The organism is Bacillus cereus group sp. BfR-BA-01383, from assembly GCF_022663495.1.
GTDB classification, from domain to species: domain Bacteria; phylum Bacillota; class Bacilli; order Bacillales; family Bacillaceae_G; genus Bacillus_A; species Bacillus_A cereus_AU.
The window spans coordinates 1-24,213 of the sequence record NZ_JAKUFP010000034.1 but is presented as its reverse complement, the minus strand read 5'-3'; the positions used below and the strand labels follow the sequence as shown (position 1 = coordinate 24,213).

Here is a 24,213-nt window from a genome sequence, read left to right as displayed (position 1 = left end):
TGCTGCCTCACTTTCTACTGATGATCAAAGTGGTGAATTTACCTGTTCATGTAAAAATCACCAACTGTTAGACATAGTATTTTACACATTAGTTCTTCTATGCACGTCGAATTGTATTTTTTATCTTATATTAGGCATTTATTACTTCTTTTTTTACATTTGGTAAGCCTTTTAATAAATTTTCAGCAATTGTTAACCACTTCGATGTCTCTAAACCATTCGTTTTCATGACGATTTTCAATTGTGACCCTTCCATTCCAAGACCAATCATACGACCAAAACTATTTCCAAGCATGAATAATTTTCCACCATCGATATTTTGGCTCGCTTGTTCAGAAAACAGGAACGTTACTTCAAATTTATTTTGCTTAATTAACTCAATTTGTTCTTTCATTGCCAACACTTTAATATTTGCAATTTGTAATAAATATCCAACCTCTTGCGGATAATCCCCAAATCTATCGATCATTTCTTCCTGCAACTCTTCAATATCCTCAATTGTAGAAACACCTCTAAATTGTTTATACATCATAATTTTTTGTTTACTATCTGAGATATAAGCATCTGGTAAATATGCATCTACTTCTAAATCAATTTCAACATTAACTGTATTTTCAACTCCGTCTGTTCCTCTACGTTGTTCAATTGCATCTTTTAACATTTGAGAATATAAGTCGAATCCTACAGAATCAATAAATCCATGTTGTTCTGCCCCTAGCAAATTACCTGCACCACGAATTGATAAATCTCTCATTGCAATTTTGAAACCAGATCCAAGCTCTGTGAACTCCTTAATTGCTTGTAGACGTCTCTCTGCAACTTCTGATAACACCTTATCACGTTTGTATGCAAAATATGCATATGCAACGCGATTAGAACGTCCAACGCGCCCACGAAGCTGATACAACTGCGATAACCCCATGCGATCTGCATCAAATACAATTAATGTATTTACATTCGGAATATCTACACCTGTCTCAATAATAGTTGTACTTACAAGAACATCATGCTGTCCCTCTAAAAACGATAGCATAACAGATTCTAATTCACTTTCGTTCATTTTCCCATGTGCGTATGTTACACGAGCGTCTGGAACTAACATCGAAATTTCTTCTGCTTTTCTTTCGATATCCTCCACACGGTTATATAGGAAGTAAATTTGACCACCTCTTGCAAGCTCTCGCTCTATTGCTTCTCGCATTAATGCCGGATTATACTCTACTACGTATGTTTGAACTGGGAAACGATTTTCTGGCGGTGTCTCAATAACAGATAAGTCACGCACACCAAGCATAGACATATGGAGTGTACGCGGAATCGGAGTTGCCGTTAATGTTAATACGTCAACATTTGCTTTCAATTGTTTAATTTTTTCTTTATGCGTCACACCAAATCTTTGTTCTTCATCAATAATAAGAAGCCCTAAATCTTTATAAGTAACATCTTTAGATAAAATACGATGCGTTCCGATTACAATATCTACCGTGCCATCTTTTAAACCTTTAATTGTTTCATTTTGCTGTTTTCTCGTACGGAATCTACTTAATAACCCTATATTAATTGGATAATCTTGAAAACGCTCTCGAATTGTTTCATAGTGTTGTTGTGCAAGAATCGTTGTCGGCACTAAAATTGCAACTTGTTTTTCGTCCATAATTGCTTTAAATGCCGCACGAATAGCTACTTCTGTCTTTCCATATCCTACATCACCACAAAGAAGCCTATCCATAGGACGTCCTCGTTCCATATCTTTCTTAATCTCTTCAATAGAACGTAATTGATCCTCTGTCTCTTGATACGGGAAAGAAGATTCAAATTCTTGTTGTTCTGCCGTATCTGGTGTATACGCATAACCTTTTGAGGCCTCGCGCTCGGCATATAATTTAATTAGGTCATCCGCTATGTCTTGTACAGATTTTTCAACTTTCGACTTAACTTTCTTCCAATCATTTCCGCCTAATTTATAAACTTTCGGATCCTTGCCTTCAGATCCTACATATTTCTGCACTTGGTCAATTTGTTCAATCGGAACGTATAACTTATCATTACCTTGATATTTAATATTCAAATAATCTTTATGAACACCATTAATCTCTAATGTCTCAATGCCTAAAAATTTACCTATACCATGATTTACATGAACTACATAGTCTCCGACTTTTAATTCCGAATAACTTTTAATACGTTCAGCGTTAGATAACTTTTGCTTGCGTTGTGATTTTTTAACTTTCTTATGGAAAAGCTCCTTTTCAGTAATAACAACGAACTTTTGCATTGGCATTTCAAACCCTGCATGTAAATCACCTACAGCAATTTGTAACCTTCCAGGCAATAAAATATCTGTGCCCTCTACAATATCTGCTTCAATATCATAATCACTTAAAATATGTTGTAGTTTTTTGACACGCTCATCATCTGTTCCGAGTACAACAGTCGTAAAATGTCCTTCATTCCATCTATCAATTTCTGTTTTTAACAAGTTCATCTGTCCATGAAAATCTTGCATTGTTTTACATGTTACATTCACAATATTTTGCGGATGTGTGTGTGCAATATGACGTAAGAATAGTGTCAAATATACAAAACTTCTTTTCTTATGATGAAGAAATCCCTCAAATGAGTGAGAGAAAGATAAATCCTGAATAATTGTTCCTTCTCCAAGAAGTGATATATACCATTCGGCCTCTTCTGTTTCAAGATGTGATGCTGTTTCTTGAATACGAGAGATTTCATCTAAAATTACAACGCCATCATCTGGTAAATAATCTATTAGACTAGCAGGTTCTTTATAGAAAATAGATAAATATTTAAACATTTGTTCTATACTTTGCCCGTTTTTCAACATTTCAATTTCATGACTTACTGTCTCAAGCACTGTAGTCTTTAATTTATCATCGGAAAGCTTTTGCATCGTCTTAGTCAAACCTTCTTCAAGATGCTTAATTCCCGATTTCAATTCTTCCTGTGAAAATAAAAATTCTGTTGCCGGACCGAACCTAACACTTTCCTTTTTATCTTGAGAGCGCTGTTCATCCACATCAAATAATCGAATAGAATCGACTTCTGTATCGAAGAATTCAATACGAAATGGTAATTCTTCAGTTAATGGATAGATATCTAATATTCCCCCGCGTAAACTGAACTCCCCTGGAGCTTCTACCATCGACTTACGTTCATAGCCAATATGATGTAACGTATGCAAGAGCGCCTCTAAATCAATCTCTTGCCCTAGATTAATTTCAATTTGCTTTTGCTTCCATAATTCTTTTATCGGTAAAAATCTACGCAAACCTGCGACCGGTGCTACAATAACCCCATTCTCTCCTGCCGCTAAACGATTTAACACCTCAATGCGCTGTGCTTTTAATTCCGGACTTGCAACACCGATCTCTGATGCAATCAATTCGTTTACTGGATATAGCCATACATCTTTTTCACCAAGTAACGCCACTAAATCTTCATGTACTTTTTGCGCTTGATATAGATTATGCGTTACAATAAGTTGCGATTTTTTCGTTTTTTTATATAAAGCTGCCATTAATAATGAACGAGAAGATGTTGCCATACCTGATATAAGTTGTTCTTTTAGGCCATCTTCTAACCCATTAATAACCGATTGTATCTCTTCATTTTTATAAAATTGCTCTAATAAACCTATCATTATCAAAACCCCTCTCAACATAAAGAGCAAGTTACTATATTTTATGCAAATATTTTGGAAAAAGAAAACAGAAAAATGCTTTGGACATGCCAAAGCGACAACATTTTATTGCAGAAATTTTTCATATTCATAATACTCAGGATAAGATGTGAGCGTTTCTTGACACGATTCACAAATCGTTTTTATGTATATATTTCCATTTTCATGAAAATGAATCATCTCTACTACTTCTTGCTCTGTTAGTTGAAATAAAACGTCGCTATATACTTTTTCTGCAGCAACTGATCCTACATTACTCCCGCAATGTCTGCAATAATAATACCCTTCCATACTAGCCTCCTAAATATACAATTACTACTAGTATGGCTTAAACTAAAACAAAATATTCCAGATTATACACTTAACTATTGAAAGTATTCATAATTTGGAGAAAAGGCTTATTTAACCATTCTTCACATGCATCCGCTGCTTTTTCGATAGAATGATTAACATCCGGAATCTCTTCAGATGTAAAGCGTCCTAATACGTAATCTACTACCTTCATTCCATTTTTCGGACGATCAATTCCCATACGGATACGTTGAAATTCTTGTGTTCCTAAATGCGAAATTGTCGATTTCACACCATTATGTCCACCAGCACTACCTTTCATACGAAGGCGTAATTTACCTACAGGGATGTCTAAATCATCGTACAAAACAACGAAGTCCTCAACGTCAATTTTATAGTAATCCATGAGTGGTCGAATACTTTCCCCAGATAAATTCATATATGTAAGTGGCTTTAATAAGATTACTTTTTCTCCATTAACAAATCCTGCACCAAATGCTCCTTTAAATTTTTGTTCATTTAAAGAAATGTTCCAACGCTTTGCAAGTTCATCAATCGCCATAAATCCAATATTATGCCTTGTTAATTCATATTCTCTACCCGGGTTCCCAAGTCCTACTATCAATTTCATTCTTGTACCACTACTTTCTTTTTTCGATACGAAAAGACGTAACCAAGCTTGGTTACGTCTCATTCTATCCAATTAATTGAATAATACACTTACAGATTCTTCTTCGTATACACGAATGATTGCTTCTCCGATTAATGGAGCAACTGAAAGCTCATGTACTTTGTCGATTTTCTTCTCTTCTGGTAATACGATAGAGTTTGTTACAACTAACTCTTTAATATTTGAATTTTGAATACGTTCAATTGCTGGACCAGATAATACTGGGTGTGTACAGCAAGCATATACTTCAGAAGCACCGTTCTCTACAAGAGCGTTTGCTGCTAATGTAATTGTACCAGCTGTATCAATGATGTCATCAATTAAAATTGCTGTTTTACCTTCGATATTACCGATAATGTTCATAACCTCTGATACGTTCGGACGAGGGCGACGCTTATCAATAATAGCGATTGGTGCTTTTAGACGGTCTGCCATTTTTCTAGCACGAGTTACACCACCGTGGTCAGGAGACACGATTACGATATCTTTAAGACCTTTTGTTTCAAAGTAATCTGAAAGAATTGGTACACCCATTAAGTGGTCGATTGGGATATCAAAGAACCCTTGAATTTGTGGAGCATGTAAATCTAGAGTGATTACACGAGTTGCACCTGCTGTTTCAAGCAAGTTTGCTACAAGTTTCGATGTAATTGGTTCACGAGAACGCGCTTTACGGTCTTGACGCGCATAACCATAGTAAGGAATAACAATATTAATTGTTTTCGCAGATGCACGCTTTAATGCATCAATCATAATAAGTAATTCCATGATATGTTCGTTTACTGGGAAGCTTGTAGATTGAATAATGAATACATCGCAACCACGGATACTTTCTTCAATGTTAATTTGAACTTCTCCATCACTAAAACGATCAACAGAACATTTTCCTAGTCCTACTCCAATATGCTTTGCGATTTGCTCAGCAAGTTCCTTATTAGAGTTTAAAGAGAATACTTTCAAATTAGAATTTAGATATTGAGTCGACATCTAGATTAACCCTCCACATTATGATTTTTTCTTATTCAGCAATTGATCAACATAGTCTTCTTTATTAATTTGACGTGCACGTGCTACCGATAATGCTTTCGATGGAACATTCTCTGTAATTGTAGAGCCTGCTGCCACATAAGCACCATCTTCAACTGTTACTGGCGCAACAAGATTTGAATTACATCCAATGAATACCCCGTTACCAATCACAGTTTTGAATTTATTCTTGCCGTCGTAATTCACCGTAATTGAACCACAACCAAGATTCACGTCTTCTCCAACTTGTGCATCTCCGATATAACTCAAGTGTGAAGCTTTACTTCTATTACCAAAAACAGTTTTTTTGATTTCTACGAAGTTTCCAACGCGTACTTCATCTCCAATAACTGAATCTGGGCGAATATGTGCAAATGGACCAACCGCTACTTCTGTACCAAGTTTGCTGTCATGTACAGTAGATTGACGAATTACCGTACGATCTCCAATTTCACTATCGCGAATTACTGTATGAGGTCCAATTTCACAATCAGAACCAATTACAGTATTACCCTCAATAATTGTTCCTGGATGAAGAACTGTATCACTACCAATAATTGCGTCGGCAGAAATGTATGTGTTACTTGGATCAATAATTGTAACCCCATTTACCATGTTCTTTCGGTTGATACGGTTTTTCATAATAATTTCCGCTTGCGATAGAGCGACTCTGTCGTTAACACCTAACGTTTCATCGAAGTGCTCTGTTTGATAAGCTGATACGATATGACCTTCATTTTTTAAAATTTCAATAACATCTGGAAGGTAATATTCACCTTGTACGTTATCATTTGAAACTTTAGAAAGTGACGCGAATAAAGCTTTATTATCAAAACAATACGTACCTGTATTGATTTCTTTAATAGCTAATTCTTTCTCATTTGCATCCTTATGCTCAACAATCTTCTCAACATGACCATTCTCATTACGAACGATACGACCATATCCAGCAGGTTCTTCTATGTAAGCTGTTAGCACCGTTGCCATTGCCCCTGCTTCTTTATGTTGCTGAAGCAATGCTTCCATTGTTTCAGCAGTTATTAGCGGCGTATCACCACAAATAACTAAAGTTGTTCCTTCTTCATTTGCAAGTACACTTGCAGCTTGATCTACAGCATGTGCTGTACCAAGTTGTTCTGCTTGTAATGCAAACTCACTTACGTTTCCTAGCTGTTCTTGTACCATTTCAGCACCATGTCCCACGACTGTTACAAGTTTCTGCAATCCTAATTGAGATACTTGGTCGACAACATGTTTTACCATAGGTTTTCCACATACAGGATGAAGCACTTTGTAGAGCTTAGACTTCATACGTGTGCCCTTACCTGCAGCTAGAATCACTGCAAATCTGTTTGACATATAGACCCTCCATCGCAACCTATTTATCCATTAACGATATTATCCTAAATCATCATATATTTCAAGAAACACATTTTAACTATTAAATTTTACCATAATTCTTATAAGATGTTTTACTCTTTAGTATCTTTTTTAAGAAATAAGCTATACTACTTAAAATAATTTTGAAAATATTAGAAGTTTCTCCTCTTTTATTTTAATACATTTTGAATTTTTCAGATACAAATTATATAAAATCAAAAAAAACAAACCCCTGTAAATATTTACAGGAGTTTGCTACAAAATTATAAGGCTTTCTTTCAAAAGCCCTTTTCATTCGAATTTTACGAAGCGCCCGCTTCTTCAAACTCAACCTCTTCTAACTCGCCTAAACGATGATACTCTGTTAAAACCGCATCTTGGATTTTAGAGCGTGTATTAGAATTAATTGGATGTGCAATGTCACGGAATTCTCCATCTGGAGTACGTTTACTTGGCATTGCTACAAATAATCCATTATTACCATCAATCACACGAATATCATGAACAACAAATTCATGGTCTAGAGTAATAGAGGCAATTGCTCTCATGCGGCCTTCTGTGTTTACGCGGCGTAATCTTACGTCAGTCACTTCCATCTTGTGTTCACCACCCTTTTCTAAATAAGCGATATATTTGTATAAATTCCACAAAATTTCTATTTTCCCTTTAATTTTTTAAAAATTTTTAAGATAAAAATTTTTAAAGTAATTGAATATAAGGATTAGTAGAGGTTATCGCTTACAAAAGGTTACTTAACTAGGGCAATTACTTCAATTTCAACTGAAACATCTTTCGGTAATTTTGCCACTTGTACACAAGAACGAGCTGGTTTATGAGTAGCAAAATAAGAGCCGTACACTTCATTAACAGCGTTAAAATCATCCATATCTTTTAAGAATACTGTTGTTTTTACTACTGTATCAAATGAAGCACCAGCTTCTTCTAATACTGCTTGTAAATTTTGAAACACTTGCTCTGTTTGTACTGTTACGTCTCCTGCTACAAGCTCTCCACTTGCAGTTAACGGAATTTGTCCTGAACTATAAAACATGTTATTTACAATAATCCCTTGTGAATACGGTCCAATTGCTTGTGGTGCATTACTTGTTTGAACAACTTTCATACTTTTCACCCTTTTATTATTTATTTTTACTCTTTAAAAATAGTGTACGAAAGGCAGTTTGTCCATCTATTTTATTATTTATAAATAGAATAAAAAAAAGATAAAGCTATCTGCTTTACCTTTTTATTCAGCTTCTACAAGCCCTTCATCAAATGGTGCAAGTGAATAATTTCCCTTTTCCACTTGAATTGCTTTTTCTTTCACATCAACTTCTGACAGACGAATTAATGATACAAAATTATTAATAAGTCTTTCTTCGATATCCGTAGATTCTACTAATACGCCAATTCCAACAACATTAGCTTTAAACTCTTCTAGCATGCTCATCATACCTTGAATGGTTCCGCCAGCTTTCATAAAATCATCAATAATTAAAACATTGGATCCTTCTGGAAGGCTACGCTTTGCTAAAGTCATCGTTTGGATTCGCTTAGAGGAACCTGATACATAGTTAATACTAACAGTTGGGCCTTCTGTTACCTTATTATCTTTCCTCGCAATTACTACCGGTACATCTAAGTAATTTGCCACTGCATAAGCAAGCGGAATCCCCTTCGTTGCCACCGTCATAACCGCATCAATTGGTTGCCTAGCAAAAACAGAAGCAAATAAACGACCCGCACCATTAATCTGGCGAGGATTACTTAAAAGATCCGTCATATATAAGTAACCGCCGGGCAAAATACGATCTGGATTTTCAAATAAGCTACAAAGCTCATTAATAATCAGATTTGCCTCTTCTTCACTTATATAGGGAATATATTTCACTCCTCCTGCTGCTCCTGGTATCGTTTGCAATGTGCCGACCCCTTGTTGTTCAAACGTTTGCTTAATAATAACTAGATCTTCACTAATGGAGGATTTAGCCGATTGATACCTTTCAGCAAAAAAAGTGAGAGAAACTAGCTGACGAGGATTTTGTAGCAAGTAATAAGTCATATCGACCAATCTTGTACTTCGTCTAATTTTCATACTCTCACCTCAAATCACGAATATTCTAAACAAATCATAACGTATTATACGTCTTTATTCAAGCGTTTCTCGCTCTCCTAATAAACGTACTGCATATACTTGTTCGCAAAATCCCTTTAATCCGTTATATATACGATGCATTCGCGAATCATGGTGTACAAGACCAAATACAGTTGGGCCACTCCCACTCATTAATACCGCATCCGCACCGAATCGTTTCATCTGCGCCTTAATACGTGCAACTTCAGGATGCATCGCAAATGTCACATCTTCTAAAACGTTACCAACAGTATCACAAATCCCTCTATAGTCCCCGTCATTAATGACTTCAACCATTTTATCTACATTTGGATGTGTAACCCGATTTAATTTTAAGTTTCCATACACATCAGCAGTAGATACACCAATATGGGGCTTCGCTAAAATAACCCAACAAGAAGGTGGAGTCTTTATATGCTCAATTTTTTCTCCTCTTCCAGTGGCAAGTGCTGTCCCGCCATATACACAGAACGATACATCTGATCCAATTTCTGTACCAAGCTCTGCTAACTCGTCAATTGTAAGCCCTAAATCCCATAATTTATTAAGGCCACGTAATGTCGCCGCTGCATCACTACTTCCACCTGCTAATCCAGCTGCTACTGGAATCGTTTTTTCAATCGTAATAGATACACCTTTTTTTACATTAAACTTCTCTTTTAATAATTTCGCCGCTTGATAAGCTAAATTGCGTTGGTCGTCTGGGACATACCGATTATGGGACAAAATTTCAATACGGTCTTCTGCTAATTCCATTAACTCTAAACGATCCGCTAAGTCAATTGTTGTCATAATCATTTTCACTTCATGATATCCGTCTTGTCTTTTTCCCAGTACATCTAACGACAGATTAATCTTTGCTGGTGCTTTCACTAGTAGCTTCAATCTATTCACCCACTCTATGTACTCAATCTTTTATCGTTTATTTTACCATAAATTTATAGTAAGACGATGACACTTCCCTAATTATAACGAAAAGCATTCAGAATGAAACTACTTATGTCAAATGATGGCACCTTTTAGCGTGCAAAAAGCCGAGGAATCTCTCCTCGGCTACCGTAGCATAGAAAGTATCTTACAACTACTGGTTTTGTTTCATTAATTGCTGTTCAGCAATTTCTATAGCACGTTTCACCATATTACCAGCATCTTTCGCACGAATTCCGCCCCATCCTTCTTTCTGAACAACATCATAAAAGCCAAGCTCTTTTGCAAGCTCTTCTTTAAATTGATTTGACATGACTCCTCTTCGTCTACTCAATGCAGAGTCCCTCCTTATTTTGCTACGGTATAATTAGTATGCAAAATAATATATCTTTTCATTTATGGGAATATATGTAACAAATAACACATTAATTATAAAATGCTTCATTCTGGGGTTCATCGTAAAATGTTAACTCTACTGTCTCTGTTAAAACATCTGCATAACTATACGATACACGTTGCAATGCGTCTTCTTGCTGATCTAATTGTACAACAAAAACAGAACGATACGTTTCTGCAAGTACACCCGATTGCTCCACAGTTTTTCTTCTTCCACTATTCGCCTTTAACATAAGTCGCTGTCCAAGATGGTGATCTAATTCGCTTTTAATATCATCTAAACGTTTTGACATATCCCTTGCTACACCTCGCTGTAATTTAGATTGAACACTTAAAACACGATATATCTATCCCAATGATTAACCGCAATTCACAGCTAATATCATTATAAAAGCATTCTGCGTTTGAATAGATAGAAGAAATACTATATTGTAAAAGTATCATTACGTAGTCTGTACGTTCTTGTCTCTTTTTATCCCAGTTCATTCAAATCCTTTCCATATAAAAAAGCAAGATACGTATGTATCCTGCTTATTCTTCATAATGTTGAAAGGGTAATCCAGTTCGTAAAATCCCTCTCGTTTCAATCCCGCCTAGTCCCTTCTCGCCCGTAATCGTATTACGTACAACATCCCATACATTGACTCTCTCCATAAATGAGGTAAAACTAATTTTCCCAACCACATATACAGGATCTAGTGCGTGAATGTTAATTCTAGAAGGTGAACTAGCAAAATTAGCGCCTGCTCGAATTAATGCCTCAAAGTGCGATTGGCATGCCCCAGCAAAAATAACGAGTTGATCCAATGATGGATATTTTTTTCGTACTTCTCGAACAGCCTGTACAAAATGTCTTGAATGCCTATATGCCGCTAAATCTCCTTTTACCCCTTTGGATTTTGTATATGCATCATGTCCTGTAATAACTAAAATGTCTGGACGAAAATGATCTATTAAATCTACTACCTTTTCATGCATCTCTGTTTCCTTACAATGAATACCTTGTACAGGAACACCAATTTTATTATATAAATCTAAGCACTTGCGCAAGTATAACGGATCTCCATCTATATGCAATACACGCCCTGGCATTTGAAAATAATTCACTTCACTTGTGTACCCACCAGTTGAAGTGTGTTCATGCCTTTGTTTCATCAATACATAATCTTGCTGAAATAAACGGTACGTACGCTCCATTGTTTCTTTTTCACGCTTCACTCTATTTTTATGTTCTCGTTGATCTATACTAACCAAATCTTCAAGTGGCGCATCCGCCACAAGTCTAATTTCTTCTCCAAACAATATCGCTGTTTCACCTTTTATTTCTATAATACGAAAAAGGATATCTCTATTATGAGAATATCGTTCCACTAATTCTCCAACATGTAAAGCCATTCTCCTACCCCCAAACTCATTAGGCCATCTTACCTGTTTTTAAAGTATGAATTTAGGAGCATAAAGGTGACAAAAGGGACAGCTCAACTTGAGCTGTCCCTTTTATATTCTTATGATAATTTATGAAGAACTAATGCATTACTTAATGTTGCAAACTCTTCGATAGATAGCGTTTCGCCTCTGCGCTTTGGATCAATTCCTACATCTGTTAAAATTCGATCTAACAGCTCTTTATCTTTTGGGAAACCATTTAAATTATTTGATAAATTATTCATTAAAGTTTTACGACGCTGTGCGAAACTTGCTCGTACTACTTCAAAGAAGAACGTCTCATCTGTCACTTCTACAACTGGTTTCGGGCGCTTTAGAAGACGAATAATCGCAGAATCAACATTTGGTTGTGGTACAAACACTGTACGCGGTACAGTCATAACTGTTTCTACTTCTGTATAATACTGAATAGCAATTGATAAAGAACCATACTCTTTCGTTCCAGGTTTAGCTGCTAAACGATCTCCAACTTCTTTTTGCATCATAACAACAAATCCACGAACCGGTAATTTCTCTTCCAGCAATTTAAATAGAATTGGCGTTGTAATATAGTATGGTAAGTTAGCTACTACCATTACATCTTGCCCTTCTTCAAATTGCTCACTAAACACTTCATGTACATCTGCCTTTAGTACATCTTTATTTATAACGGTAACATTACTATATGGAGCTAACGTCTCGTCTAAAATTGGTAATAATCTCTGATCAATTTCAAAAGCCACCACTTTTTTAGCACGCTTAGCTAATTGTTCTGTTAACGCACCGATACCTGGTCCAATTTCAATTGCACCACTTTCTGAACCGATTTCTGCGTGATCAACAATACGATTCAATACATTTGTATCAATTAAGAAATTTTGTCCTAAACTTTTTTTGAATGAGAATCCATACTTTTCAACGATGTCTTTCGTACGATTCGGCGTTGCGATATCTTTCATTTCTTTTCCTCCTGTATTACTTGTTTATAAGCTTCTGCAAACGTCTCTTTTGAAACTTGAAACATCTGTAAACGTTTATGTAACTGTTTTGCATTTGTATAACCAATCTTTAATAGCTTACCCATTCTTTCTCTGCGACTCTTTGCCATTTCTCCGCCCACTAAGCCTGCATCGACTAAATCGCTCCAACTAATTTCACTTGTATAAGCTTCCATTTCTTCATGTATATTCTCTAAAGCACGGCGAATCGATTCATTAGAAGCGTGTTCAATTCCAACACCTTTTTTTCTTTTAGCAAGTGCTTCTTCCTTCGGTAAAAAAGCATGTTTACATCCAGGCACTTTATCGGAAATAATTTTTCGAATACGCTCTCCAGGATAATCCGGATCCGTGAAAATAATAACGCCTCGTTTTTGCAGCGCTAATTTAACTTGTTCAATAACATGATCACCGATTGCTGAACCGTTCGTTTCAATTGTATCCGCATCAACAGCACGCTTAATTGCAACTGTATCATCTTTACCTTCTACAACGATAATCTCTTTAATTTTCATGCTTGCCTCCACACTCGTTTCGTCTCTACTTAGTAAAACAAAAAAACGGCGACTTTTCCATTATTATTTTCCCCATCCTTACATTTTAAAAAGTAGATGGATAAAATCTTTGTTCACCCTCCTTATTGTAACACCTCCCTGATTCGCCATTACTTTCCTGTCACTTCTACTATTTCATTTCTCAAAAAAACAAAAAAGAATGGGATTCCCCATTCCTTTTATTCAACACCAAATAAAGCTTTTGCATTTTTTGTTGTTATTTCTGCTACTTCCTCATAAGAAATTCCTTTTAAATTCGCAATTTCTTCTGCTACGAGTTTTACATAACTCGGTTCATTTCGTTTCCCGCGAAATGGATGTGGCGTTAAATATGGACAATCTGTCTCTATTAACAATTTCTCTAACGGAATCTCCACAGCAACTTCTTTCGGTTTCTTAGCATTTTTAAATGTAACTGGACCGCCTAATGAAATTAAAAAGTTCATATCGACACATCGCTGTGCTACTTCTACACTACCGCTAAAGCAATGCATAATGCCTCCTACTTCAGCTGCATTCTCTTCTTCTAGAATATCAACAATATCTTGAGTTGCATCGCGGTTATGTATAATAATCGGTAATTTCACCTTTTTAGCTAATGCAATTTGTTTACGGAATACTTCCTTCTGTATTTCTTTTGGTGACTTATCCCAGTGATAATCTAGTCCCATTTCTCCAATTGCAACTACTTTAGGATGGGAAGCTAATTCTTCTAACCAAGCTAAATGTTCTTCTTTCATGTCGATGGCATCCACAGGATGCCATCCAACCGCAGCGTAAATAAAATCATAAGTTTCCGCTAATTCAATCGCTTTTTTTATCGTCACTTCATCAAATCCAACAACAACTGTATATGTAACTCCCACTTCTTTCATTCGTGCAATAACTTCTTGTAAATCTTCTTCAAATTGCTCTGCGTTCAAATGTGAATGTGTATCAAACAACATAATAAATAACTCCTTTTATATTGAAATCAAATTTATTCTACAACAATAAGCCCTTTAATAACTTAACGATAACAATACTACAATTTTAATGCAAAAATAGAGAGTGTAAAAAGAAAAAAGACGCTTCACACATGTTACACGTGAAACATCTCTTTTCTTGTCTTAATTACTTGATTTTCGTACCATTTGGTAGATTTTGATCGATTGATGCTAATGACAATACGCCATTCTCTTCACCCGCTAAAATCATACCTTGTGATAATTCACCGCGTAACTTTACAGGCTTTAGGTTCGTTACACAAATAACCTTCTTACCTTTTAGTTCTTCTGGAGAATAGAATTTTGCAATCCCCGAAACAACTTGACGCTTTTCTGTACCTAAATCAAGCTGAATTTTCAATAACTTATCTGCTTTTTTCACAGGTTCAGCCGATATTACTTCCGCTACTCGTAATTCTACTTTGAAGAAATCATCAATTGTAATTTCTTCTGCTTTCGGTTCTTCTTCTTTTTTCTCCTCGACTTTCGGAGCAGAACCTTTCATTTGTTCTTTAATATACTCTACTTCTACTTCCATTTCTAAACGTGGGAAAATTGGTTGTCCTTTTTCTACTTTTGTTCCAGCTGGAATACAGCCAATTGCAGATAGACTTTCCCAAGATTTATGCGCTTCATCAGTAAGGCCTAGTTGAGCAAACATTTTGCTTGGTGCTACTGTTAAGAACGGCATAAGCATAATACCCGTTTGACGAAGAACTTCTGCTAAATGAGCCATTACAGAGGCTAATTTCTCACGATCATTCTCATCTTTCGCTAGTACCCATGGTTGTGTCTCATCAATATATTTATTCGTACGGCTAACCAATTGCCAAATTGAGCTTAGCGCTACAGAGAATTCCATATTCTCCATTGCTTCTTCTACTTTTTTCAATGTATCTTTTGCAAACGTTACTAACGTTTCATCAAACTCCGTTACATTTGCTTTATATGCAGGGATTTCTCCGTTAAAGTACTTATCAATCATAGCTACTGTACGATTTAATAAATTACCTAAGTCATTTGCTAAATCAAAGTTAATACGTTCAACAAATCCTTCTGGTGTGAACACGCCATCAGATCCGAATGGAACTTCGCGAAGTAAGTAATAACGTAATGCATCTAATCCGTAACGATCAATTAATGTAACTGGATCTACTACGTTCCCTTTTGACTTACTCATTTTTCCATCCTTCATTAAAATCCAACCATGAGCAAAGACTTTTTTCGGAAGAGGTAAATCTAATGCCATTAAAATGATTGGCCAATAAATTGTATGGAAACGAACAATTTCTTTTCCAACTAAATGCACATCTGCCGGCCAGAATTTCTTATACTTTTCTTCATTTGCTGTTCCGTATCCTAATGCCGTAATATAGTTAGATAATGCATCAACCCATACGTAAATAACGTGTTTTGGGTTGCCTGGAACACGAACTCCCCAGTCAAATGAAGTACGAGAAACTGCTAAATCTTCTAATCCCGGTTTAATGAAGTTATTAATCATTTCATTTTTACGAGACTCTGGCTGAATGAAATGAGGATTCTCTTCATAGAACTTTAATAGTCTGTCGACATATTTACCCATTCTAAAGAAATATGATTCTTCACGAACAAGTTCTACATCATGACCACTATCTGGGCTTTTTCCTCCAACTACTTTGTCACCTTCCATAATTGGATCTACTAATTGATGTGCCGTATAGAATGTTTCATCTTGTACAGAATACCAACCTTCATATTCATCAAGATAAATATCACCTTGGTCTACTAGTTGCTTGAAGATCTTTTCAACAACATCTTTATGACGATCTTCAGTTGTGCGAATAAAATCATCATAAGAGATATCCATTTTCCCCCAAAGTTCTTTAATTCCTGAAACAATGTTATCCACATACGCTTGTGGCGTAACATTTAATTCTTCTGCTTTCTTTTGGATCTTCTGTCCATGCTCATCAGTTCCTGTTAAATAATGAACATTGTATCCTTGCATACGCTTATATCGCGCCATCGCATCTCCTGCTACTGTCGTATAAGCATGTCCAATGTGTAATTTTCCACTTGGATAATAAATTGGGGTAGTGATATAAAAGGACTTATTTTCCTCTGTCATTGTTTTGGACCTCCCGAATAACCTCATATGTATTTATAAACAGTATATCAAAAACTCATATATAAAGTGAAACTTTAATCAGCAAGGATTTTGTTCATCTCCCGCTGATTATTTCCCTTCACCAAACAGGCTTTTACTAATAACCCGACTCCCACTTAACTTCTTTGCTCCAGCCTAATTTTAAGGTGCGAGTCTTACTACTCGCAAATAGCTGGATAAAAACGAGCTAATTCTCGATATATCTTTACCATCTATTACTCATATTTCAAAAAAATATACAATCCTCACCCATAATTCATAGACTTTTCAGAAATTAAAGTGAAATAATTGTAGAATTTACTTACATTCTATTATATATAAGAAGTAAGAAATCTATAAATCTTTTTAAAAAATATAGAATTTAAGAATTGACGGAAATGTAAATGATTGGTATCATATGTCCATAGGGTATTTTGTCGAAAAATGACGAATCAAAAAATAGACTCGTAACTTATAAACTATTTATTTAGGAGGAAAAGAATTATGAAATCTACTGGTATCGTTCGTAAAGTTGATGAATTAGGTCGTGTGGTAATTCCAATCGAATTACGCCGTACTTTAGGTATTGCAGAAAAGGATGCTCTTGAAATCTACGTTGATGACGAAAAGATCATCTTAAAGAAATATAAACCAAACATGACTTGCCAAGTAACTGGTGAAGTATCTGATGGTAACCTATCTTTAGCTGAAGGTAAAATTATCTTAAGCAAAGAAGGCGCTGAGCAAATCTTAAACGAGCTTCAAGATTATATCGAAACAGTAAAATAAGCTTCTCAATTATGAGAAGCTTATTTTTTATCGACATGATAGATTTGATATACATCTCTTTTCGACAAATCTCGATCTTTAGCGACTATTTTAATCGCTTCTTTTGAATTCATGCCTTTTTCATTTATATAATGTTCAATATGATCATATACTGAAACAGATTCCCACCATTGTTCTTCTGGAGCAGGTTCTTCCGTTGAACCAGCTACTAAAATACAAAACTCGCCACGGACTTCATTTTGCTTTGTCCACTCAATTGCTTCCTCAATTGTGCCTCTAATAAATTCTTCAAACTTCTTCGTTAACTCTCGACATAATACAATTTCTCTATCGCCCAATACTTCTTTCATCGAGATTAAAGTATCATCTAGACGGTGAGGTGCTTCATAAAACATCATTGTAGTTTGTACATATCGAAGCTTTTCTAATTCCAGTTTTCTTTCCTTTTTATTTCTTTGTAAAAACCCATAGAAATAAAACTGTTTTGTTTCAAGGCCTGAGGCAATTAATGCTGTAAGAGCTGCATTTGCCCCAGGAAGCGGAATTACGTGATATTGCTCAGCTACTGCCTCGACAACAATATCATAGCCTGGATCGGAAATACACGGCATACCAGCATCGCTTACAATAGCTACAGTCTGACCCTCTTCTAACTTATCTAAAATTTTACGTCCACTTACTGCTTTATTATGCTCATGATAACTCATAACTGGTGTTTCAATTTCAAAATAATTACAAAGCTTCTTCGTTTGCCTTGTATCTTCCGCTGCAATAACATCTGCCTCTTTTAAAATTCGGATCGCACGGAATGTCATATCCTCTAAATTCCCAATTGGGGTCGGTACTAGATATAACATTCCTTTTTCAGTTTGCTGAAAGCTTTTTTGCTGCCACATAGCGTTCTCCTTTTTGCATATATTCTTCTTTTTGTTTCCTGATTAATTGCTTAAAGTGATACTCAGCTTGCATAGCCGTTCGTTTATCATCATGATACTCTACATATTTTAAAACGACAGGAAGTCTAGCTCGTGTATACCTAGCCCCTTTCCCGCTATTATGCGTCTGAATCCTCTTTTCTAGATGATTCGTATAGCCAGCATAATAACTCCCATCAGAACACTCTACCACATAAAAACAATGCTTATTCTTCTCCATATAAAATTGAACGAATCTCCTTCGTATACTCGTTATTTTCTTCATACACAAAAAGAGGTGGCAAGATTTTTAAATCTGCATTTCCATCCTTAATTCCTTCAATTAATAATGTGTTTGCTTCTTTACCAGCCTTAGGATAAACAAATCGCACACGTTTCGGTTCGATTTTGTATTTACGCATTAATGTAACGATGTCGAGTAACCGACCTGGACGATGCACAAATGCTACTTTCCCACCCTGCTTCACTAGCTGGCTACTTGCATATACAACATCTTCTAGTGTACACATAATTTCATGACGAGCTATTGCTAAATGTTCATTCATATTTTTCTCAGAAGTTTGTGGTGTTTGAAAATAAGGAGGATTACACGTGACGACATCATATTGATGGCGTCCAAGTTTCTCTGGCATATCTTTCAAATCTCCATGTATTAAGTGAATTCTTTCTTCTAACTTATTGTACTGGACACTTCTTATTCCCATATCGTATAAACGTTCTTGAATCTCCACGCCTGTAATATTCCCTTTTGTTCTTGTACTTAATAGAAGGGGTACAACTGCGTTACCCGTACACAAATCAAGTAAATTACCTTTTTGAATTGGCACCCAAGCAAAATCCGCAAGTAAAACAGCATCCAAAGAAAAATTAAACACTGATGGACTTTGTATAATCTTCATCTCTTGCGCTAATAAGTAATCTAAACGTTCATCTTCATATAAATTCATATATTACTCCTTTTCTTACACTTAACCTACCCTATTTGATCTTCTACTAATATAAAAACCATGTCATTCTACTCTCATGTATAAAAAATTACCTTTCCAATTATAATTGGAAAGGTAATTTCACTTTTTATTTAAAAATGACAGACAGAATAAACAATCTCCCTCTTTACGCAAACTTCCATAATGTAGATTACAAATATGAAACCCTTCTTGATACAATCTTGCTAAATTATCGTAGCCTTCACCAATATCGGTCTTCGGCTTCACTTCTTTACGCTTTTGAGTTTTTTGTTTTTCTTTAATCTTCACTTCTTCAAAACGGTGTCGCAAATTTTCATTTTCCATTTTTATATGTTGGTTTTCCTCTAACAACTCTGCAAGATGTTGTTTTAATTCTCCCAACTGTTTGTATAAATGTCCAATTTGCTCTTCCATACTAGAAACCGATGCAAAAATATCTTTTTTCTCCACAAGCACCCACCTCATTAATCTGTGGTTTGACTCGAAACGACCCCTTTATTCACTAATTCATCTAACGTATATTCTACTATCCGTTCCTTGTCTACTAGTTCCACTTGAATTAATCTTTCTAAAATATTTAATCCGATAACACGGCCAGTACCATGCGGGGTTTGTATACGTTGATCTAAATCAGGGAGTTGTTCCTTTGCTGCCTCATATTCATCATTCTCATATTTTAAGCAACACATTAAGCGACCACATAAACCAGAGATTTTTGCAGGATTTAATGATAAATTTTGATCCTTAGCCATTTTAATGGACACAGGTTCAAAATCTCCTAAAAAAGTAGAACAACAAAGCATACGACCACATGGACCAATACCACCAAGCATCTTTGCTTCATCACGAACACCAATCTGTCTTAGTTCAATTCTTGTCCTAAAAATTGCCGCTAAATCCTTCACGAGTTCGCGGAAATCAATCCGACCATCCGCAGTAAAATAGAAAATAATCTTATTACGATCGAACGTATACTCTACATCTACAAGTTTCATATCAAGATTATGCTCTACTACCTTTTGTTGACAAACTTGATATGCTTCTTTCGCAGCATGTTTGTTCTCTTCAACAATGGTACGATCATTTTCATTTGCAATACGAATAACCTTTTTTAGCGGTAATACAACGTCGTTTTCATCAACTTGCTTTTTGGTAATAACTACTTTTCCGTATTCAATACCTCTTACCGTTTCTACAATTACAAACTCATTTTCAGAGATATCGAACTGATTCGGATCAAAGTAATATACCTTTCCGGCCTTCTTAAAGCGAACACCTACTACATCATACAAAACGGTCATCCCTCCTGCAACCGCAACACTAACTGTTCGAACACAAGCTGCGCATTTACATTAGCGTTGATTCTATTTTTTGCCTCTAATATATTAAAGAGAGCTGATACAATGCGCTTCTGAGCATATGAGAAAGATTCAAACATCTCTTTCTGCTCATGAAAAACAAGACGATCTTCTTCTCCAAGTTGAACATATAATAAATCCTTATAAATAAGGAGTAACATATCTAAACCTTGCTGTAATTGTTCTTTCTCTCCAAAGTGTTTTCCCCATTTTTCTTGTACAAAAAAAATAGAGGCTTTATCTTTTTCGAGCGCTTCACATAATTTTATCACTAAAGCTCGTGCTTGTGCAAACCATTCATCATTACACAAAGCTAAAGCTTCTTCAAAACTATTCGTAAGTTGCGCAGCAAGAGTCGATAAAGACGTTGTAATCCCTTCATCCTGTAATCTTCTAATTAAAGATTCCGTAGATAACGATCTAAATGTAACAACTTGACAGCGAGATAAAATCGTATTTAAAATTTGATGACTTTGTTCAGTAAGTAAAATGGCTGTTGTATCACTACTTGGTTCTTCTAAAAATTTCAAAAGTGTATTCGCTGCATTTACTGTCATACGATTTGCATGCTCAATAATATATACTTTTTTATTTGCCTCTAATCCTGTTTTTGAAAACTCTTCTTGTAAATCATGAATTTGCTGCTTCTTAATAGATAATCCGTCTGGTTTTACAATATGTAGGTTAGGATGGTTACCTGAATCAATTCGCTTACAATTTGTACATACATGACAAGGCTCTACCCCATCCCTTTGAGAACAGAGAAAGCTCTTTGCCATTTGAATTGCTGTCGCAAACTTCCCCGTTCCTTTCCCTCCCTCTAACAAGTAAGCGTGGGATATACGCTCTTTTGCAATGCTATTCATCAACATTTTGACACCGATGGGCTGTATAGCAGAAAGCTGCTCCCACGTCTTTATCATAATGCATACCTCACTTATTTCATTCTTTCCTTCTATTATAACAATTTCTCTTCTATAATCTGAACAACTTCTTCTATAAGTTGTTCCATTGGCTGATCAGCATTTACTACTACAATGCGATTAGGGAAGCGCTCTACAACTTGTAAATACCCTTCACGCACGCGTTTATGGAAAGAGATGTCTTCCATATCTAGTCGATTTACTTCGCGTCCTGCATCCTTTTCAATTCGCGCTAATCCAACCTCTGGCTCAATGTCTAAATAAATTGTTAAACTAGGCATACAATCTTCCGTTGCGAAACGATTAATTTCAAATACTTTATCCATACCTAAGCCTCTTGCATATCCTTGATACGCTAAAGAACTATCTATAAAACGATCACATAGTACAAGACAGTTTTCCTCAAGTGCCGGCATAACTTTTTCCACTAAATGTTGTCTACGTGCAGCAGCATACAGAAGCGCCTCTGTACGTGCTTCCATCATCGTATATTCTTGTTTATGTAAAATCGTTCTAATATCCTCAGAAATTGCAATACCGCCTGGTTCTCTCGTCGCCATTACCTTTTGTTCTTTCTGCTCAAAGTATGGTAATAATTTTTTAATTAACGTTGTTTTACCCGAACCTTCTGGCCCCTCAATTGTTACAAATAATCCCTTCATCCTAAAACCTACTTTCTATATCATACACTTTCATATCTTTCGTGCTACCTTGAAAACGGGCTCCCATTTTCTCTAAATACATAATTTGCTCTTTATGTTCTGAAGTAATTCTTTCCCCATATATAATTAATGGAATTCCAGGTGGATATGGAATTACCATTTCCGCCGCTATCATCCCAACTGCTTCTTCTATAGGTACTACCTTCGTTTTGCATCCCTCTAGTTGCTTATACGTATACGGTAAAGGAGAAAATCCCCCTTTATAAGTATAACGAATAGATTCACTCTTGTCTTTCACCGCATAATGTTGCAACACTACTCGCATTATATCTATAGCTTTCATGTACTGCTCATTTGCTTGCATGGGTAAAATAAATAGGACATTATATGGATCTGCCATTTCTGTATATATCCCGGCCTTTTCAAATAAAGACTGTAATTCATATCCCGATAACTGACAACGAGTTTGTACAGTAACCTTTAACTCATCTTGCAATGGATATTGCAAAATAGCTATTTGTGGAATAGAGTACAACTCCTCTTTAAATCTCCGGAAAAACTCGACAATCTCATCATGACCTTTTTCTTTTATACTCGCTAGTGTAAAGCGAGCTATATCAAGAGAAGCCATAATTGGATATGAAGGACTACTAGATTGTAGCATACTCAAATAAATAGAAACTTTTTCTTCTTTCACTAAACGACTATTTATATGTAAATAGGATCCCATTGTCATCGCGGGCAATGTTTTATGCGCAGAATGAACTACGATATCTGCACCATATGCTAATGCTGACTTTGGAAATGGCTCTCCTATACAAAAGTGTGCCCCATGTGCTTCATCTACTAGAACCGGTATTTTATGTGCATGTGCATAAGCGATGCTTGCCTCCAAATCCATTCCCATACCATAATAATTGGGATGCGTTAAAATGAGTGCTTTAGCATTGGGATATCTTTCAATTGCTTCCTTAATAACTTCATCACGAATCCCCACTGGTATGTTATACACCTCATCAATCCATGTGTCTAAAAAGATTGGATTCGCTCCTGCTAGTTTTAAACCATTAATAATTGATTTATGACAGTTTCTTTGCACAAGGACAATATCATGTTCCCCGCAGCAAGACAATATCATCGCTAAATTCCCTACTGTTGAACCATTAATTAAAAACCAACTTTTTTTTGCACCATATACATCAGCTAGTAATTTTTGTGCTTCATCTATACATTCAAACGGGCTATGTAAATCGTCTAATCCTGTTAGTTCGGTTACATCAATGGATAGTATATCTTTAAACTCCCTAGCGGCTTCCTGAGGGAAGTTTACGCCATTCTTATGACCTGGAACATGAAAGGATAGTGGTCCTCTTTCTTTAAACTCTATTAACGCCTCATATAAAGGCATACGATTTTGATTCATATATATCTCTTCCTTATTATTCATTCTGTATCTATTATACAGATATTAAGACAAAAAAAATAATAGGCATATGCCTATTTAAAAATATGATACTTCTAATTTTCGAAGTTGTTTTAAGTAATGTATATATTTCGGATCATCTGTCTCAGTATTCACCATATCCTTTTCACATTCATGACATATCAAATTATTATAAACATATATACCTTCTCTTCTTTTTGTCTCACAAACAATGCAAATTTCACTTTGTAATTTCATATCCTTTCTCCTCCCTTATTTAAATGGACATATTTTGTACTACTATTCCTTAACAATTTACATAAAAATATACATCAATCTCTTATATAATATGATTTACTCTTGGGCAACGTGTTTGTATTACCTTTACTTCTTTCACATACTGTTTAACAACACAAAAAAACACAAGTCAAAAGACTTGTGTTTTTATCTTGCTTGGCGACGTCCTACTCTCACAGGGACAAGGTCCCAACTACCATCGGCGCTAGAGAGCTTAACTTCCGTGTTCGGTATGGGAACGGG

Annotated in this window: 26 protein-coding genes and 1 rRNA gene; 1 reads left to right on the top strand and 26 read right to left on the bottom strand. The window is 35.6% G+C overall.

Annotated features, from left to right (window positions below):
* Positions 1-130: 130 nt before the first annotated feature.
* The 16 genes from mfd to metG all read right to left on the bottom strand — a co-directional run bounded on the left by mfd (position 131) and on the right by metG (position 16,624).
* Entirely contained in the window at positions 131-3,661 is a 3,531-nt protein-coding gene (gene mfd / locus MR065_RS22365; RefSeq protein ID WP_097905080.1) for a transcription-repair coupling factor, read from the bottom strand.
* A gap of 105 nt (positions 3,662-3,766) precedes the next feature.
* Entirely contained in the window at positions 3,767-3,991 is a 225-nt protein-coding gene (locus MR065_RS22360) for an anti-sigma-F factor Fin family protein (RefSeq protein WP_097905081.1), read from the bottom strand.
* A 70-nt stretch (positions 3,992-4,061) separates the two neighbouring features.
* The gene (gene pth / locus MR065_RS22355; protein ID WP_088326817.1) at positions 4,062-4,622 is read right to left on the bottom strand and encodes an aminoacyl-tRNA hydrolase; all 561 of its coding nucleotides are present in this window, start codon (positions 4,620-4,622) and stop codon (positions 4,062-4,064) included.
* A gap of 72 nt (positions 4,623-4,694) precedes the next feature.
* A complete protein-coding gene (locus MR065_RS22350) occupies positions 4,695-5,648 on the bottom strand; it encodes a ribose-phosphate diphosphokinase (RefSeq protein WP_000107420.1) in 954 nt (317 codons plus the stop codon).
* Between the two features lie 18 nt (positions 5,649-5,666).
* A complete protein-coding gene (gene glmU, locus MR065_RS22345; RefSeq protein WP_097905082.1) occupies positions 5,667-7,046 on the bottom strand; it encodes a bifunctional UDP-N-acetylglucosamine diphosphorylase/glucosamine-1-phosphate N-acetyltransferase GlmU in 1,380 nt (459 codons plus the stop codon).
* Between the two features lie 323 nt (positions 7,047-7,369).
* Positions 7,370-7,663, bottom strand: coding sequence for a septation regulator SpoVG (gene spoVG, locus MR065_RS22340; protein WP_000454042.1), 294 nt, complete (start codon positions 7,661-7,663; stop codon positions 7,370-7,372).
* Between the two features lie 152 nt (positions 7,664-7,815).
* Entirely contained in the window at positions 7,816-8,190 is a 375-nt protein-coding gene (locus MR065_RS22335; protein WP_242215104.1) for a RidA family protein, read from the bottom strand.
* Positions 8,191-8,313: 123 nt separating this feature from the next.
* Complete coding sequence (gene purR, locus MR065_RS22330; RefSeq protein WP_097905084.1) at positions 8,314-9,162, bottom strand: pur operon repressor; 849 nt, start codon at positions 9,160-9,162, stop codon at positions 8,314-8,316.
* A 54-nt stretch (positions 9,163-9,216) separates the two neighbouring features.
* Positions 9,217-10,086, bottom strand: coding sequence for a 4-(cytidine 5'-diphospho)-2-C-methyl-D-erythritol kinase (gene ispE / locus MR065_RS22325; protein WP_141436464.1), 870 nt, complete (start codon positions 10,084-10,086; stop codon positions 9,217-9,219).
* Between the two features lie 196 nt (positions 10,087-10,282).
* A complete protein-coding gene (gene sspF / locus MR065_RS22320; RefSeq protein ID WP_001985066.1) occupies positions 10,283-10,462 on the bottom strand; it encodes an acid-soluble spore protein SspF in 180 nt (59 codons plus the stop codon).
* A gap of 91 nt (positions 10,463-10,553) precedes the next feature.
* Positions 10,554-10,817 carry a biofilm formation stimulator Veg gene (veg, locus tag MR065_RS22315; protein ID WP_098269530.1) on the bottom strand — a complete coding sequence of 88 codons (264 nt, stop codon included), beginning with the start codon at positions 10,815-10,817 and terminating at the stop codon, positions 10,554-10,556.
* A 238-nt stretch (positions 10,818-11,055) separates the two neighbouring features.
* Positions 11,056-11,919, bottom strand: a complete 864-nt coding sequence (gene yabG / locus MR065_RS22310; protein ID WP_088233024.1) for a sporulation peptidase YabG — start codon at positions 11,917-11,919, stop codon at positions 11,056-11,058.
* Between the two features lie 110 nt (positions 11,920-12,029).
* Positions 12,030-12,908 carry a 16S rRNA (adenine(1518)-N(6)/adenine(1519)-N(6))-dimethyltransferase RsmA gene (rsmA, locus tag MR065_RS22305; RefSeq protein WP_088233023.1) on the bottom strand — a complete coding sequence of 293 codons (879 nt, stop codon included), beginning with the start codon at positions 12,906-12,908 and terminating at the stop codon, positions 12,030-12,032.
* Complete coding sequence (rnmV, locus tag MR065_RS22300) at positions 12,905-13,462, bottom strand: ribonuclease M5 (RefSeq protein WP_097905087.1); 558 nt, start codon at positions 13,460-13,462, stop codon at positions 12,905-12,907. The genes rsmA and rnmV overlap by 4 nt, the downstream gene beginning before the upstream one ends.
* A 218-nt stretch (positions 13,463-13,680) precedes the next feature.
* On the bottom strand, positions 13,681-14,448 hold the full coding sequence (locus tag MR065_RS22295) for a TatD family hydrolase (protein ID WP_097905088.1): 768 nt from the start codon (positions 14,446-14,448) through the stop codon (positions 13,681-13,683).
* A gap of 166 nt (positions 14,449-14,614) precedes the next feature.
* Complete coding sequence (gene metG / locus MR065_RS22290) at positions 14,615-16,624, bottom strand: methionine--tRNA ligase (RefSeq protein ID WP_097905089.1); 2,010 nt, start codon at positions 16,622-16,624, stop codon at positions 14,615-14,617.
* Between the two features lie 495 nt (positions 16,625-17,119).
* Between metG and MR065_RS22285 the strand changes: the two genes are divergently transcribed.
* Positions 17,120-17,404 carry an AbrB/MazE/SpoVT family DNA-binding domain-containing protein gene (locus MR065_RS22285; RefSeq protein WP_242215103.1) on the top strand — a complete coding sequence of 95 codons (285 nt, stop codon included), beginning with the start codon at positions 17,120-17,122 and terminating at the stop codon, positions 17,402-17,404.
* Positions 17,405-17,424: 20 nt separating this feature from the next.
* Here the strand turns inward: MR065_RS22285 and rsmI are convergent, their stop codons facing one another.
* From rsmI to rrf, 10 genes are all read right to left on the bottom strand, one after another.
* The gene (gene rsmI, locus MR065_RS22280) at positions 17,425-18,300 is read right to left on the bottom strand and encodes a 16S rRNA (cytidine(1402)-2'-O)-methyltransferase (protein WP_098269527.1); all 876 of its coding nucleotides are present in this window, start codon (positions 18,298-18,300) and stop codon (positions 17,425-17,427) included.
* The gene (locus tag MR065_RS22275) at positions 18,269-18,559 is read right to left on the bottom strand and encodes a GIY-YIG nuclease family protein (protein WP_098269526.1); all 291 of its coding nucleotides are present in this window, start codon (positions 18,557-18,559) and stop codon (positions 18,269-18,271) included. Before MR065_RS22275 ends, rsmI begins: the two co-directional genes overlap by 32 nt.
* Positions 18,546-19,286 (bottom strand): tRNA1(Val) (adenine(37)-N6)-methyltransferase, encoded by a 741-nt coding sequence (locus MR065_RS22270; protein ID WP_242215102.1) that lies wholly within the window; start codon positions 19,284-19,286, stop codon positions 18,546-18,548. The genes MR065_RS22275 and MR065_RS22270 overlap by 14 nt, the downstream gene beginning before the upstream one ends.
* A 120-nt stretch (positions 19,287-19,406) precedes the next feature.
* The gene (gene yabA, locus MR065_RS22265; protein ID WP_141436465.1) at positions 19,407-19,757 is read right to left on the bottom strand and encodes a DNA replication initiation control protein YabA; all 351 of its coding nucleotides are present in this window, start codon (positions 19,755-19,757) and stop codon (positions 19,407-19,409) included.
* A 14-nt stretch (positions 19,758-19,771) separates the two neighbouring features.
* Positions 19,772-20,599, bottom strand: a complete 828-nt coding sequence (locus MR065_RS22260; protein ID WP_000272429.1) for a PSP1 domain-containing protein — start codon at positions 20,597-20,599, stop codon at positions 19,772-19,774.
* A 5-nt stretch (positions 20,600-20,604) separates the two neighbouring features.
* The gene (holB, locus tag MR065_RS22255; RefSeq protein WP_242215101.1) at positions 20,605-21,588 is read right to left on the bottom strand and encodes a DNA polymerase III subunit delta'; all 984 of its coding nucleotides are present in this window, start codon (positions 21,586-21,588) and stop codon (positions 20,605-20,607) included.
* 35 nt (positions 21,589-21,623) lie between these two features.
* Positions 21,624-22,250: a dTMP kinase gene (gene tmk, locus MR065_RS22250; RefSeq protein ID WP_097905095.1), complete on the bottom strand. Its 627-nt coding sequence runs from the start codon at positions 22,248-22,250 to the stop codon at positions 21,624-21,626.
* Position 22,251: 1 nt separating this feature from the next.
* On the bottom strand, positions 22,252-23,673 hold the full coding sequence (locus tag MR065_RS22245) for an aminotransferase class I/II-fold pyridoxal phosphate-dependent enzyme (RefSeq protein ID WP_242215100.1): 1,422 nt from the start codon (positions 23,671-23,673) through the stop codon (positions 22,252-22,254).
* Positions 23,674-23,751: 78 nt separating this feature from the next.
* Entirely contained in the window at positions 23,752-23,931 is a 180-nt protein-coding gene (locus tag MR065_RS22240) for a sigma factor G inhibitor Gin (protein WP_242215099.1), read from the bottom strand.
* A 193-nt stretch (positions 23,932-24,124) separates the two neighbouring features.
* Positions 24,125-24,213 (bottom strand): 5S ribosomal RNA (rrf, locus tag MR065_RS22235); the annotation flags it as partial.